The following is a 13,649-nucleotide window of genomic DNA, read 5'->3' on the forward strand; positions in this document are numbered from 1 at the left end:
CCGTGACGGCATGGAGATCCTGCGTCACGTCGTCGTGTTCGTCCACATCACCGGTTTCGCGCTGCTGTTCGGTGGCTGGGCCGTCGAAGCGTTCACTCGCCGCTTCCAGATCAACAAGGTCATGAACTGGGGTCTCGTGATCGCGGCCGTGGCGGGCCTGATCCTGGCTGCGCCGTGGGGCATCTCGTACGAGCTCAACTACGTGAAGCTCGGCGTCAAGCTCGTGGTCCTGCTCGCGATCGGCGCGCTCATGGGCATCGGCGCGTCGCGGGCCCGCAAGGCCGGCACCTCGGTCTCCCCCGGCCTGTTTTGGGCGATCGGCATCCTGACGCTGCTCAACGCGGCGCTCGCGGTCATCTGGCGCTGAGATCCGGATGCCTCGGCCGGGCCTCCTTCAGGTCACGAGGTCGCCGACGAAAACAATGACCGCGCCGAGCGACGTGACCGCGATCGGTGTTCCGAGATAGATCGTGCCCCACACCGTCAGGGCTCGGAGGAATCGTGGACCTCTGCGGCCCGGGCCGAGCAGCATGCTGACCGCGGAGAACACCACGGCGAACGCGAGCAGGACGAACCACGCGAACGGCATCGCGAACAGCGCCGGGACGACCGGGAACGCGATGAAGAACCATCCCGTCGCGGTCGACGACGGGATCGCGGCGCCGACGGCGGAGAAGAGCACGATCGTGGAATTGATGATCGTCAGGACCCGGAACCAGCGGACGTGCCAGAGCCCCGGGTCGCTCGTGACCGGCGGGGCGACGGCGTGTTCGGCGCTCATGCCCCCACCTCGGCGACGAGATCGAGCAGCTCGCGCAGCGGTTTGCGCAGAACCCGCATCCGCACGAGCGGCAGCGACAGCTTGAGCAGTCGCAGGCCCCTCGACAGGAGCCGCTGCGTTCGCTCTTGACCCGGGGAGGAGTCGTAGACCCAGAAGAGCGCGAGCAGCAGGTGACCGAGCATGAGCGCCGCCGGCAGATCCTTCTCGAACTCCGCAGGGATCTTGTCGGATGCTCCCGCCACGGCGTCTCGGAAGAGCCCCACGACGATCTCACGGGACGGCCCCGAGTCGCCCGAGAGGGGGTTGATCGACGACCGCGGCGAGACGGCCGCCGAGAGGAACTCCGACGCGAAGCGGTGATACGGCCCGAGCTGACTCAGGCCCGTCCGGAACACGATCCCCAGCCGCTCCACCAGGTCGTCGCTCGCCTCGAGCAGCGGCAGCGCCGCCTCCCGGTGGGCCGTCTGGACGTCGAGGTAGAGCTCCTGCACGAGATCGTTCTTCGACGCGAAGTGGTAGTTCGTCGTGCCGACAGAGACGCCCGCTTCGCCGGCGATGAGCCGGATCGTGGTCTGGTCGTAGCCGCGTTCGCGGAACGATCGGAGTGCGACATCGCGGATCGCCGCACGCGTGCGGTCGCTCTTCGTGGTTGCTGCGACTTCAGAACTGGACATGTTCAGAATCTACTCCGAGATCTGAACGCGTTCAAGAACCTCAGTCGAGGAAGAGGGCGCGCAGCCGCTTCGTCGTGAAGACGAGCCCCACCGCGATCATGACGACGAAGTAGAACACGTGCACCCACATCACGGGCTGCAGCGAACCCGTCGTGAGACCGCGGATGAGCTCGACCGCGTGCCACAGCGGGAATGCCTGGATGATGCCCTGCACCCAGTCGGGGTACACCGTGATCGGGTAGAGCGTCGCCGAGAAGAGGAACATCGGCAGCAGCACGATGTTGATCCAGTCCATCTGCTGGAAGGTCTTCATGTAGCTCGTGACCGCCATGCCGAGGCTCGCGAAGCCGAAGGCGATGAGGAGCACTGCCGGGATCGCGAGGATCGCCGTCCAGGCGAGGTTGAGCCCGAGGAACTGCATGATGATCATGAAGCCCGTCGCGTACAGGAGGCCGCGCAGCAGTGCGTAGAGGATCTCGCCGAGCGCGACGTCGAGCGGGCCGAGGGATGTCGCGAGCATTCCCTCGTAGAGCTTGCCGTAGTTGAGCTTGAAGAAGACGTTCCACGTCGAGTCGTAGATCGCACCGTTCATAGCCGAGACCGCCAGCAGCGCCGGCGCGATGAACGCCGCGTACGGCACTTCGACGCCTCCCGAGGTCGTCACCGGCCCGACCATCGCTCCGAGGCCGATGCCCATCGACAGCAGGTAGAAGACGGGCTCGAAGAACCCCGACACGACGACGACCCAGCTCGACGAGCGCGCCGCGACCAGACCGCGCTGCACGACGGCCTGGGGGTTGCCCGCCCACAGCGCGCGCACGCCACCGCGGCGGGCCGTCGCATCCATCGTCATCTCGGCAGTGCTCATGACGCGAGCCTCTTCTGGAAGATCCGGCGGCAGACGATGTAGCCGCCGATGGCCAGCACGAGCAGGAAGAGCACGTGCGCCCACAGCAGCGCCGGCGAGATCGGCATGCCGTAGCTCACGACGCGGCCGAGCTCGGTCGCATGCCACAGGGGCGAGATCCAGGCGATCCAGCGCAGTTCGATCGGCAGGTTCGTGAGCGGGTAGAACGTGGCGGAGAAGAGGAACATCGGCATGAAGACGAAGCGCTGGACGAGCGCGAACTGACCCTTGTCTTCGGTGATGGATGCCGCGTATGCCGCATAGGGAATGCCGAACGAGAGGCCCGCGAGCACGCCGATCGGGATCATGAGCCACCCCGTGAGCGGGTTCGGTACGGCCTGGAACGCCCAGATGAAGAGGTAGTAGGCGACGACCGCGAGGCCCATGCGCGCGGCGGCGGCCATGATGACGCCCCCGGCGATCTGCCCCGGCGACAACGGGGACGCGCTGAAGCCGAAGAACAGCCGCCGCCACTTGAATCCCGAGATGACGGGATACGACAGCTCTTCGGAAGCCACGGCGACCGACGCCGTCATGAGCAGGGCCGGCGCGACGAAGACGAGGTAGCTGACCTCTTGCCCACCCTGCTCGATCGGCAGCTGGATGATGGCAGCGAGACCCACGGCGAGACCGAGGAGGTAGACGATCGGCTGCCCGACGGCGCCGACGACGATCGTCCAGCCATAGGCGCGCATCGAGCGCACCATGTGCTCGGTGACGTACCAGAGCCCTCGCGCGCGGGGCTTGCGGCCCCATTCGAGCGCCTCGGCACGGGCCGCTTCGACGGACGGATCGACGGTGACGGGAAGATCGCTCATTCGATCAGCGTCCGTCCCGTGAGGCGCAGGAAGACGTCCTCGAGCGACGACCGGCGCACGAGCGAGGTGACGGGCTCGAGGCCTGACGCGGTGATGCGCTCGAGCGCCGCCTCGCCGTCGGCGGTGTAGATGAGGATGCGGTCGGGCAGCACTTCGACCCGGTCACCGAAGCCGTGCAGCTGCGGCGCATACTGCTCGTTGCGGTCCGAGCCGAACCGCACTTCGAGCACCTCTCGGCTCGAGTGCTCGCGGATGAGCGAAGCGGGCGTGCCTTCGGCCATGATCCGGCCCTTGTCGACGACGATCAGCCGATCGCAGAGCTGCTCGGCCTCGTCCATGTAGTGGGTCGTGAGCACGAGCGTCGTGCCGCGCTCCTTGAGGCGGAACAGGCGGTCCCACAGCACGTGCCGCGCCTGCGGGTCGAGCCCTGTCGTCGGCTCGTCGAGCAGCAGGATGCGGGGGTCGTTGATGAGGCCGCGCGCGATCGTGAGGCGGCGCTTCATGCCGCCCGACAGCGCATCGACCTTGCTCTTGGCCTTGTCCTCGAGCTGCGCGAACGCGAGCAGCTCGTCGGCCTTGCGCGAGCACTCCTTGCCCGGGATCCCGAAGTACCGCCCGTACATGTAGAGGTTCTCGCGCGCGTTGAGCTCGCCGTCGAGGTTGTCCTGCTGCGGCACGACGCCCAGACGCGAACGGATCTCGGGGCCATAGGAATCGGGGTCGAGGCCCAGGATCGACAGGTCGCCGGCCGTACGCGTGGACACGGCACCGATCATCTTCATCGTCGTGGACTTGCCCGCACCGTTGGGGCCCAGGAGGCCGAAGGACTCGCCGGGTGCGACCTCGAACGACAGGCCGTCGACGGCCAGGAAGTCCTCTTTGCCCTTGACCTTGTAGGTCTTGACGAGGTTCGATGCGGAGATCACGGGTGCGGGCACCGGACTACCCTAACGCCGCGTGCGGACACGGCTGAGCGTCAATGCAGGTTGACGACTGGCAAAGCCGTCAACTACGGTTGACGATGGATGCCGCACCCGCGGCATCCATCGAAGGGAACACCGTGAGCGGCGACGACATCCGCACCCTCATCGGCGCCGCGCCCGAGCGCGAGCCGATCGCCGAGCTGCACCGCCTCGCCGGCGTGCGACGCGAACTCGCCCGCGCCGAGGAGGTGCAGGTGCGCAAGGCCCGCAACCTGGGCTACTCATGGCAGGCGATCGCCGCGGCCCTGGGCGTGACGAAGCAGGCCGCGCACAAGAAGTACGGTCGTAAGTGACACCCCCCGCGCAAGATCGAGGTACCGCTATGTCCATGAACCGCTCCGGCCGCGGTCGCCGCCGCGAACAGCAGGACGGCCCCCGCGCGAGCCTGAAGCAGCTCATCCCCTTCCTGCTGGAGCACAAAGGAGTCCTGGCGGTCGTCGCCGTCCTCAGCGTCTTCGGCGCGGTCGCGACGCTCGCGCAGCCCCTCGTCGTGGGTCAAGTCATCGAGCGCGTGCAGAACGAGATCCCGCTCGGCAACCTGCTGTGGGCGATCGTGGCGCTGGTCGTCGCGTCGTCGCTCATCTCGGGCTTCCAGCACTACCTGCTCCAGCGCACGGGCACGGCCGTCGTCTATTCGAGCCGCCGCAAGCTCATCGCCCGCATCCTGCACCTGCCGATCAGCGAGTTCGACGCCCGTCGCACGGGCGACCTGGTCTCGCGCGTCGGCACCGACACGACGCTCCTGTACGCCGTCCTGACGCAGGGATTGGCGGATGCCGTCGGCAACGCGCTCCTCTTCGTCGGCGCGATCATCGCGATGGCGCTGATCGATTGGATGCTGCTCGCGCTCATCGTCGCCGTGATCGGGGTCTCGGTCGTCGGCGTCACGCTGCTGTCGGGCCGCATCCGCACCGCGACCGCCGAGCAGCAGGAGAAGGTCGGCGAACTCGCATCGAGCGTCGAGCGCGCGGTCGGTTCGATCCGCACGGTGCGCGCTGCGGGCGCGTCCGATCGCGAGATCGCGTCGATCACCCGGACCGCGACCGACGTCTACGGCGTCGGCGTGCGCATCGCGAAGGTCTCGGCCCTCGTCGTGCCCATCGCGGGCATCGCCCTGCAGGTGTCGCTGCTCGTCGTCCTCGGCGTCGGCGGGTTCCGCGTGGCATCCGGAGCCATCTCCATCGCGTCGCTCGTGACGTTCGTGATGTTCCTGTTCCTGCTCATCGCGCCGCTCGGCTCGTTCTTCGGCGCGATCACCTCGGTCAATCAGGCGCTCGGCGCGCTCGGCCGCATCCAGGAGGTGCTCGACCTGCCGACCGAGTCGCAGGGCGATGCGGCGCTCGCGGCCTCGCTCTCCTCTCCTCAGCCAAGCGCGGTTGCCGAGCAGAGGACTGAATCGCCCGGCACCGTCCTCGCCTCGTCAGATCCCCTTGCCCGGGCAGAGGGCGCACCGGCGATCGAGTTCCGCGATGTGCGGTTCGCCTATCCCGAAGCCGTCGTCGCCGCGCGGCGCAAGGCCGAGTCCGAAGCACTCAGCGCCCTCGAGGCAGCCCACGTCGACACTTCGAGCGTGACGCTGCCCGACGCGCCCGGAGGCGCCGTTCCCGACCGCGATGTGCTGCGGGGGGTCTCGTTCGCGGTGCCGCGCGGCGCGCGGGTCGCACTGGTCGGCCCGTCGGGCGCGGGCAAGAGCACGACGCTCGCGCTCATCGAGCGCTTCTACGACCCGACGGCGGGCGCGATCCTGCTCGACGGCGTGGACGTGCGCGCGATCGATCGCGCGGCGCTGCGCGCCCAGCTCGGCTATGTGGAGCAGGATGCCCCGACCCTCGCCGGCACGATCGGAGACAATCTGCGCCTCGCGTCGCCCGAGGCATCCGATCAGGAATGCGAAGCCGTGCTGCGGGCCGTCAACCTCGGCGAGGTGCTCGACCGAAGTGACCTCGGCCTCGACGCCCCGGTCGGCGAATCGGGCGTCATGCTCTCGGGCGGCGAGCGCCAGCGGCTGGCGATCGCCCGCGCGTTGCTGGCCGCTCCCCCGATCCTGCTGCTCGACGAGTCGACGTCATCCCTCGACGGGCTCAACGAGCAGCGCATGCGCGAGGCGATCGATGCCGTCACTGCGGGCCGGACGCTCATCGTGATCGCGCACCGCCTGTCGACCGTCGTCGACAGCGACCTGATCGTCGTGATGGATCACGGGTCGGTCGTCGGTCAGGGCACGCACTCCGAGCTCGTCCAGTCCACACCGCTGTACCGCGATCTCGCGAAGCACCAACTGCTCGTGTGACTGCGAGCCGCGTCACTGCCGAACTCACATACTCTCCGCGACCCCACACGGTTCCTGCACGCGAATCGTGTGGGTTCGACGAGAACGTGTGGGTACGGATGCCCCGGCCCGCCGCGATGGCGGGGCCGGGGCATCCGGAATCCGACGTCAGGCGCGCTGCAGGCGGTACCGCAGTGCGGCCAGCTCGGCCCACAGGGGCGCGGGCACGCGGCCTTCGAAGGTCTGGTAGAACTCCTCGGTCAGCTCGGCCTCGCGCAGCCACGAGTCGACGTCGATCGCGAAGAGCGCGTCGAGGTCCGCCTGCGGCACCTCGATGCCGTCGAGGTCGATGTCGTCCGTGAGCGGCAGGCGCCCGATGGGGCTGTCGACGGCGGCGACCTCGCCCTCGATGCGACGGATGATCCAGTCGACGACGCGCGCGTTGTCGCCGAAGCCGGGCCAGAGGAAGCGGCCGTCGGCGCCCTTGCGGAACCAGTTGACCTGGAAGATGCGCGGCGCGCGGTCGAAGCGGAGCTTCTGGCCGATCTTGAGCCAGTGGCCGAAGTAGTCGGCCATGTTGTAGCCGCAGAACGGCAGCATCGCGAAGGGATCGCGGCGCAGTTCGCCGACCGTGCCCTCGGCGGCGGCCGTGCGCTCGGACGAGATGTTCGAGCCCATGAAGACGCCGTGCGTCCAGTCCGTCGCCTCGACGACCAACGGCACGTTGGTCGCGCGGCGTCCGCCGAAGAGGATCGCGTCGAGCGGCACGCCCTCGGGCGAGTCCCAGTCGTCGGCGATCTGCGGGCACTGGGCGGCGGCGACGGTGAAGCGCGAGTTCGGGTGCGCGGCGGGACGACCGGATGCCGGGGTCCACGCGTTGCCCTCCCAGTCGGTGAGCTCGGCGGGCGCCTCGTCGGTCAGGCCCTCCCACCACACGTCGCCGTCGGGGCGCAGCGCGACGTTCGTGAAGATCGTGTTGCCCCACAGCGTCTCGACCGCGGCGACGTTCGTCGACTCGCCCGTTCCGGGCGCCACGCCGAAGAAGCCGGCCTCGGGGTTGATCGCCCACAGGCGGCCGTCCTCACCGGGACGGAGCCACGCGATGTCGTCACCGAGCGTCTCGACGCGCCAGCCCGGGATCGTGGGGCGCAGCATCGCGAGGTTCGTCTTGCCGCACGCCGACGGGAATGCTGCCGCGACGTGGTAGCGGCGACCGGCGGGGTCGATGACCCGGATGAGCAGCATGTGCTCGGCGAGCCATCCCTCGTTGCGGCCGATGACCGACGCGATGCGCAGCGCGAAGCACTTCTTCGCGAGGATCGCGTTGCCGCCGTATCCCGAACCGAACGACCACACCTCGAGCGTCTCGGGGAAGTGCACGATGTACTTCTCGTCGTTGCACGGCCACGCGACGTCCGCTTCGCCCGCGGCCAACGGGGCGCCGACGGTGTGCACCGTCTTGACCCACGCGGCTCCGTCGGCGATCTCGGCGAGCACAGCGGTGCCGACGCGCGTCATGATGCCGATCGAGGTGACGGCGTACGCGCTGTCCGTGATCTGCACGCCGATGTGCGAGAGCGGTCCGCCCACGGCTCCCATCGAGAACGGCACGACGTACATCGTGCGGCCGCGCATCGAGCCCTCGAAGAGCGGCGTGATCGTCGCGCGGATCTCGTCCGGAGCGGCCCAGTTGTTCGTGGGGCCGGCGTCCTCGGGACGCTCCGACGCGATGAACGTGCGCCCCTCGGTGCGGGCGACGTCACTCGGGTGCGAACGGGCGAGGTATGAGCCGGGGCGCCACTCGGGGTTGAGCTTGATGAGCTTGCCCTCGTCGACCATCTCGCGAAGGAGCGCGTCGTTCTCTGCACGCGAGCCGTCGACCCAGTGGACGCGGGCGGGCTGCGTCAGCGCGGCGATCTCGTCGACCCACGCCATCAGCTCGGCGAGACCTTCGCCGACGGGGCGCATGCCGAAGGAACGGGTCATGGCGGGCATCGGTGCTCCGGAAGTCGGGGTGGGGCGCGTGAAGATGTCGGCCAGTGCCATGGGTCGCTCCTCTGCGATCGAGTGAACAGATTTAGGTTCTCCTCCACTTTGACGCGGGATGGATGCCTCTTCCCACCGGATCACGTGTCAAGAGTTGCGATTCTTTCCGTATCATGAAGGAATGCCGACCGCGATCGAACTGTCCACGCTGGGCCACCGCATCCGCCACCACCGCGTGTCGAACGGATACACCCTCGACGAGCTCGGCGAGCGGGTCGGCATCGCCGGCAGCCAACTGAGTCTGATCGAGAACGGCAAGCGCGAACCGAAGCTCTCCGTCCTGCAGGCCATCGCCACGGCGACCGGCGTCGAGGTCACGGACCTGCTGTCGAACGAGCCGCCCAATCGCCGCGCGGCTCTCGAGATCGAGCTCGAACGCGCGCAGGCGGGATCGGTCTTCCGTCGGCTCGGCATCGCACCGGTCAAGGTCACGAAGGGCATGCCCGACGAGACGATCGAGTCGGTGCTCGGCCTTCACCGTGAGTTGCAGCGTCGCGAGCGCGAGGCGATCGCGACGCCCGAAGAGGCCCGGCGCGCCAACACCGGGATGCGCCTGCGCATGCGCGAGGTCGACAACCACCTGCCCGAGATCGAGAAGCTCGCCGAGAAGCAGCTGTGGGCGGCGGGGCACCGTACGGGGGCTCTGACGCACCGCACCGTGAGCATCATGGCCGAGCAGCTCGGCTTCGAGCTCATCTACGCGGGCGACCTGCCCCACTCCGCCCGCTCGGTCACCGACCTCGAGAACGGCCGCATCTATCTGCCCCCGGCATCCATCCCCGGCGGCCACGGCCTGCGGTCGATGGCGCTGCAGGCCATGGCCCACCGCCTGCTCGGCCACACTCCACCGACCGACTACGCCGACTTCCTGCAGCAGCGGCTCGAGATCAACTATTACGCGGCCTGCTGCCTCATGCCCGAGACCGCCTCGGTCGCGTTCCTCACGCAGGCGAAGAAGGATCGCAACCTCGCCGTCGAGGACTTCCGCGATGCGTTCGGGGTCACGCACGAAGCGGCCGGCATGCGCATGACCAACCTGCTGACGGTGCACCTCGGCATCCCGCTGCACTTCCTCCGCGTCGACGGATCCGGGGCGATCTCACGCGTGTACGAGAACGACGGACTGCCCCTGCCCCTCGATGTGACCGGTGCCGTCGAAGGCCAGATCGTGTGCCGCAGGTTCCTCGCGCGCGCCGCGTTCGAGGAGCAGAACCGCACGACCGAGCACTACCAGTACACAGACACTCCGGGCGGGACGTTCTGGTGCTCGACCCAGACCGGCACGACGGCCGACGGCGAGTTCTCGATCACGGTCGGCGTGCCGTTCGACGACGCGAAGTGGTTCCGCGGGCGCGAGACGCCGATGCGCGGCGTCTCGACGTGCCCCGACGAGTCGTGCTGCCGAAAGCCCGCCCCCGACCTCACCGAGCGCTGGGCCGGGAAGGCCTGGCCCAGCGCCCGCGTGCACCAGTACATGTTCTCGCCGCTTCCGCGCGGCGCGTTCCCGGGAGTGGATGACGGCGAGGTGTACGACTTCCTCGAACGCCACGCTCAGGGCTGAAGCTTCTCCCCCGGCGGCGCCCATCTGCTCCACGCGAGCACGTAGATCACGAGGCTCGCGACGAGACCCGCGACGACCCAGAGCACGACGAGATAGTCGACCCACGACCCGATGGGCGGTGCGCCCGGGAGGAATCCGCGCAGGGGGAGCGTCGCGAACAGCATCGCGGCGATCCAGCTCATGAGCGTGACCTCGGCCTTCTTCTCTCCGCGATACACGCGGATGGCGACGGTGAGTCCCACGACCGTGAGAACGATCATGAGAGCCAGGATGACGAGCCCGAACGCGATCGTCGCCGCCGAACGCTCGGCGGTGAGCAGAATGCGGTCGACGGGCTCGCCGTCCACCTCGACGCGACTGTCGCCGGGAACCTGTTCCTCCGTGAAGGTCCAGCCGGGCACGTGCGCTTCGCCGCACAGATTCACCGGGATGTCCGAGCGCCGGTCGCCCTCGCCGGCGATCATCACGAGCGTGAAGTCCGCGACGTGCCGGTCGAACGGCCACCGCTCGATCTCGCCGCTCGAGATGAGCCGTACGGAGACGCGCGAAGGGGGATCGCCGGGCTCGAAGTCGAACGTCGACTCGGCGTCGGCACCGTCGACGAAGAGCGTCACGGGCTCGACGGGAAGTCCGTCTTCACCGCCGGCCGAGCCGAAAGATCGGATCGTGAAGGTCACGGCCGTGCGCTCGGCCGAGGCATCCACCGCCGTCGGGATCATCTCGATCTGCGCATGACCGGGCGCGGGCTCATCGACGCAGCCCTCGCGATCGCGATCGCTGATCGCATAGAGCGCGACCACGACCCCGTACACGAGCACGAACGCGACGATGATCACGGCGACGAGTCGCCGCCCGCTCAGCTTCGCCCCCGCCGCCACGGGTTCAGTGTGGCAGAACGGCCCTCACGCGGTCACGAAACGGCGGTAGCGCGCGAGGGCGTCGACGACCTCGGCGTGGGTCGCTGCATCCGGCGCGAACAGCTCGGGCAGCGGATCGTCCTCGTGCCGCCCCACTGCCAGCGAATGCGTCCAGACGCCGATGATCGCTCCGCGCGCCAGGATCACGGGGCGAACCATCCCGTTGACCCCCGGACCGACGGCGGCGAGGAACTCGGGTGAGCACGAGACCGTGCGATCGGCGTACGAGATGTAGTACTCCTCGAACGGCGGCAGCGCGACGACCTCGTGCGCGTTCGGCGAGCGGCGCGGTCGCGGACCGGCGGCGACGTAGGTCTGCTCTGGTCCGTCATCGGTGACGATGAGGCGATCGGATGCCGCGGCCGCGCTCTCCGCGGCCCGCGCGACGCCGAGCGGCAGGCCGCTCCACCACGCGAAGTCGCGCGCGCCCGCGGGCCCGTGCGACGCGATGAAGCGGACGAAGAACTCGGCGAGCGGATCGGCGGGGGCCGCGGCATCCGGAATCCACTCGTCGACGAGCACGAAGTACTGCTCCCGCGTCGGTGCACCGTCGCGCGGGACGACGGGACCCTGCACGATCACGGGATTCATCGAGAGCCGGGTGAGCACGTGGTAGCTGCGCTGACCGGCGGTCGGCACGCCGCCGGCGTCGAAGGCGGCGAAGAGCTCCTTACGGGTGAGCTGATCGCGTCCGCGCAGCGCGGCGCGGGCGATGCGCTCGGCGCGGACGACGACCTCGTCGTCGATGCCCTCCCGACGGTGGACGGCCGCCCCCTGGCGGATCTGCCGCTCCCCCGTGAGGCCCAGGACCCAGCCGAGGTCGGCGGCGGGGATCGCATGGATCGTGCCGCGCATCGTCCAGGACCGCACGATCTCGCCGCGATCGAACGCGGCGTCGACCTCGCGCATCGTCGGATCGCCCTTCGTGCGCGCGGCGAGCGCGAGTCTGCCACCCCAGAACTCCTGCGCCTGCACAGCCAGCATGTGCCGGGCGGCGTCGGTGACGTTCTGCGCAGGCGCACTCAGCCGATGCGAGCGCAGACGCTCCTCGATGACCTTCTCGCGCCTCATGCCGCCATCCTGACGCACAACGCGGACACGGAGCGTCCGTGACGACGCGCGTCAGCTGTACGGGTTCGCGGTGAGCGTGTACTTGGTCTGGAGGTACTCGTGGATGCCTTCGGCTCCGCCCTCGCGGCCGAGCCCCGACATCTTCCAGCCGCCGAAGGGTGCGGCCGCGTTCGAGACGACGCCGACGTTGAGGCCCATCATCCCGGTCTCGAGGCGGTCGATCATGCGCTGCCCGCGGCTGAGGCTCTCGGTGAAGACGTACGACACGAGTCCGTACTCCGTGTCGTTCGCGATGCGCACGGCGTCGTCCTCGGTGTCGAACGGGACGATCGCGAGCACGGGTCCGAAGATCTCCTCCCGCAGGATGTCGCTGCCGGCCTGCACGTCGGTGATAACGGTCGGCTCGTAGAAGGTGCCCGCGCTCAGGGTGTCGTCGCCGTCGGGGCGCTGCCCGCCCGTGCGCAGCGTCGCACCGCGCTCGATCGCGTCGCCGACGAGCTCCTCGGCCTTCGCGACGGCCTTGTCGTCGATGAGCGGGCCGATCTGCACGCCGTCCTCGGTGCCGCGGCCGATCCGCATGGCCTGGACGCGCTCGGTCACACGGTTCGCGAACTCCTCCGCCACCGACCGGTGCACGATGAACCGGTTCGCCGCCGTGCACGCCTGACCGATGTTGCGGAACTTCGCGAGCATCGCCCCGTCGACCGCTTTGTCGAGGTCCGCGTCCTCGAACACCACGAACGGCGCATTGCCCCCGAGCTCCATCGACGTGCGCAGCACGCCCTGCGCCGCCTGCTCAAGCAGGCGCTGGCCCACCGACGTCGAGCCGGTGAACGACAGCTTGCGCAGCCGCGGGTCGCGGATGATCGGCTCCGACACGGCGCCCGATGTCGAGGTCGTGAAGACGTTGACGACGCCCGCAGGGAGCCCTGCGTCTTGGAGCAGCTTCGCGAAGTACAGGGTCGTGAGGGGCGTGAGCTCGGCCGGCTTGATGACGACGGTGCAGCCTGCGGCGAGCGCCGGCGCGATCTTGCGCGTCGCCATCGCGAGCGGGAAGTTCCACGGCGTGATGAGGAAGCACGGACCGACCGGGTGCTGCGACACGATCATGCGACCGGTGCCCTCGGGGTTCGCTCCGTAGCGGCCCTGGACTCGAGCGGTCTCTTCGCTGAACCAGCGCAGGAACTCGCCGCCGTACCCGACCTCGCCACGCGCCTCGGCGAGCGGTTTGCCCATCTCGATCGTCATCAGCAGCGCGAAGTCCTCCTTGCGCTCCTGCAGCAGATCGAACGCGCGGCGCAGGATCTCGGCGCGCTCGCGCGCCGGGGTCTTCGCCCAGTCGTCGGCCGCGGCGACGGCGGCGTCGAGCGCCGCCTTGCCGTCCTCGGGCGACGCGTCGGCGATCGTCTTGACGACGCGACCCGTCGCGGGGTCGAACACGCGCAGCGTGCGATCGCCGGTCGCGGCGCGCCATTCGCCGCCGATGAACAGGCCGTCCGGAACGGAGGCCAGCAGGTCGGTCTCGCGGGTCTCGGTCACGGTGCTCGCCGCCATCGGTGCTCCTTCGTCGCAGTTCGGGATGCCGCGGCATCCATCGTCACTTCATTCTGTCGACACCGGAG

General features: G+C 69.0%; 13 protein-coding genes. 4 read left to right on the plus strand and 9 right to left on the minus strand.

Going from position 1 to position 13,649, the window contains the following annotated elements; translation table 11 throughout:
* The first annotated feature begins 10 nt into the window (after positions 1-10).
* Complete coding sequence (locus tag MA876_RS14560; protein ID WP_248150946.1) at positions 11-367, plus strand: Fe-S protein; 357 nt, start codon at positions 11-13, stop codon at positions 365-367.
* A 27-nt stretch (positions 368-394) separates the two neighbouring features.
* On the opposite strand, the gene MA876_RS14565 is transcribed toward MA876_RS14560, so the two are convergent.
* The 5 genes from MA876_RS14565 to MA876_RS14585 are packed head-to-tail and all read right to left on the minus strand — an operon-like array spanning position 395 to position 4,118.
* Positions 395-781 carry a hypothetical protein gene (locus MA876_RS14565; protein WP_248150949.1) on the minus strand — a complete coding sequence of 129 codons (387 nt, stop codon included), beginning with the start codon at positions 779-781 and terminating at the stop codon, positions 395-397.
* Complete coding sequence (locus MA876_RS14570) at positions 778-1,455, minus strand: TetR/AcrR family transcriptional regulator (RefSeq protein WP_248150951.1); 678 nt, start codon at positions 1,453-1,455, stop codon at positions 778-780. Before MA876_RS14570 ends, MA876_RS14565 begins: the two co-directional genes overlap by 4 nt.
* Positions 1,456-1,495: 40 nt before the next feature.
* A complete protein-coding gene (locus tag MA876_RS14575; protein WP_248150953.1) occupies positions 1,496-2,323 on the minus strand; it encodes an ABC transporter permease in 828 nt (275 codons plus the stop codon).
* Positions 2,320-3,180 (minus strand): ABC transporter permease, encoded by an 861-nt coding sequence (locus tag MA876_RS14580; RefSeq protein ID WP_248150956.1) that lies wholly within the window; start codon positions 3,178-3,180, stop codon positions 2,320-2,322. The genes MA876_RS14575 and MA876_RS14580 overlap by 4 nt, the downstream gene beginning before the upstream one ends.
* On the minus strand, positions 3,177-4,118 hold the full coding sequence (locus MA876_RS14585) for an ABC transporter ATP-binding protein (protein WP_248150958.1): 942 nt from the start codon (positions 4,116-4,118) through the stop codon (positions 3,177-3,179). The genes MA876_RS14580 and MA876_RS14585 overlap by 4 nt, the downstream gene beginning before the upstream one ends.
* 83 nt (positions 4,119-4,201) lie before the next feature.
* On the opposite strand from MA876_RS14585, the gene MA876_RS14590 reads away from it, so the two are divergent.
* Positions 4,202-4,456 carry an AsnC family protein gene (locus tag MA876_RS14590; RefSeq protein WP_275563115.1) on the plus strand — a complete coding sequence of 85 codons (255 nt, stop codon included), beginning with the start codon at positions 4,202-4,204 and terminating at the stop codon, positions 4,454-4,456.
* A 35-nt stretch (positions 4,457-4,491) separates the two neighbouring features.
* Positions 4,492-6,453: an ABC transporter ATP-binding protein gene (locus tag MA876_RS14595; protein ID WP_248150960.1), complete on the plus strand. Its 1,962-nt coding sequence runs from the start codon at positions 4,492-4,494 to the stop codon at positions 6,451-6,453.
* A 147-nt stretch (positions 6,454-6,600) separates the two neighbouring features.
* Here the strand turns inward: MA876_RS14595 and MA876_RS14600 are convergent, their stop codons facing one another.
* Complete coding sequence (locus MA876_RS14600) at positions 6,601-8,478, minus strand: phosphoenolpyruvate carboxykinase (GTP) (RefSeq protein WP_248150963.1); 1,878 nt, start codon at positions 8,476-8,478, stop codon at positions 6,601-6,603.
* 121 nt (positions 8,479-8,599) lie between these two features.
* On the opposite strand from MA876_RS14600, the gene MA876_RS14605 reads away from it, so the two are divergent.
* Positions 8,600-10,039 carry an XRE family transcriptional regulator gene (locus tag MA876_RS14605; protein ID WP_248150966.1) on the plus strand — a complete coding sequence of 480 codons (1,440 nt, stop codon included), beginning with the start codon at positions 8,600-8,602 and terminating at the stop codon, positions 10,037-10,039.
* Here MA876_RS14605 and MA876_RS14610 read toward each other — a convergent pair.
* Genes MA876_RS14610 through MA876_RS14620 form a run of 3 tightly spaced genes read right to left on the minus strand, consistent with a single transcriptional unit; the run spans position 10,030 to position 13,581 of the window.
* Positions 10,030-10,917, minus strand: coding sequence for a DUF8686 domain-containing protein (locus MA876_RS14610; RefSeq protein WP_248150969.1), 888 nt, complete (start codon positions 10,915-10,917; stop codon positions 10,030-10,032). The genes MA876_RS14605 and MA876_RS14610 overlap by 10 nt on opposite strands.
* 24 nt (positions 10,918-10,941) lie before the next feature.
* Positions 10,942-12,027, minus strand: coding sequence for a winged helix DNA-binding domain-containing protein (locus MA876_RS14615; protein WP_248150973.1), 1,086 nt, complete (start codon positions 12,025-12,027; stop codon positions 10,942-10,944).
* A gap of 51 nt (positions 12,028-12,078) precedes the next feature.
* Complete coding sequence (locus tag MA876_RS14620) at positions 12,079-13,581, minus strand: NAD-dependent succinate-semialdehyde dehydrogenase (protein WP_248150976.1); 1,503 nt, start codon at positions 13,579-13,581, stop codon at positions 12,079-12,081.
* Positions 13,582-13,649: the final 68 nt, after the last annotated feature.

Origin of the sequence: Microbacterium aoyamense, assembly GCF_023155855.1 — a bacterium.
Lineage (GTDB): Bacteria > Actinomycetota > Actinomycetes > Actinomycetales > Microbacteriaceae > Microbacterium > Microbacterium aoyamense.

Bases quoted from the DNA above. Each gene is read 5' to 3' on its own strand.
- MA876_RS14560 (WP_248150946.1), top strand. From the start codon at position 11: ATGGAGATCCTGCGTCACGTCGTCGTGTTCGTCCACATCACCGGTTTC.
- MA876_RS14580 (WP_248150956.1), bottom strand. From the start codon at position 3,180: ATGAGCGATCTTCCCGTCACCGTCGATCCGTCCGTCGAAGCGGCCCGT.
- MA876_RS14600 (WP_248150963.1), bottom strand. From the start codon at position 8,478: ATGGCACTGGCCGACATCTTCACGCGCCCCACCCCGACTTCCGGAGCA.
- MA876_RS14570 (WP_248150951.1), bottom strand. From the start codon at position 1,455: ATGTCCAGTTCTGAAGTCGCAGCAACCACGAAGAGCGACCGCACGCGT.
- MA876_RS14620 (WP_248150976.1), bottom strand. From the start codon at position 13,581: ATGGCGGCGAGCACCGTGACCGAGACCCGCGAGACCGACCTGCTGGCC.
- MA876_RS14575 (WP_248150953.1), bottom strand. From the start codon at position 2,323: ATGAGCACTGCCGAGATGACGATGGATGCGACGGCCCGCCGCGGTGGC.
- MA876_RS14605 (WP_248150966.1), top strand. From the start codon at position 8,600: ATGCCGACCGCGATCGAACTGTCCACGCTGGGCCACCGCATCCGCCAC.
- MA876_RS14595 (WP_248150960.1), top strand. From the start codon at position 4,492: ATGAACCGCTCCGGCCGCGGTCGCCGCCGCGAACAGCAGGACGGCCCC.
- MA876_RS14565 (WP_248150949.1), bottom strand. From the start codon at position 781: ATGAGCGCCGAACACGCCGTCGCCCCGCCGGTCACGAGCGACCCGGGG.
- MA876_RS14615 (WP_248150973.1), bottom strand. From the start codon at position 12,027: ATGAGGCGCGAGAAGGTCATCGAGGAGCGTCTGCGCTCGCATCGGCTG.
- MA876_RS14590 (WP_275563115.1), top strand. From the start codon at position 4,202: ATGGATGCCGCACCCGCGGCATCCATCGAAGGGAACACCGTGAGCGGC.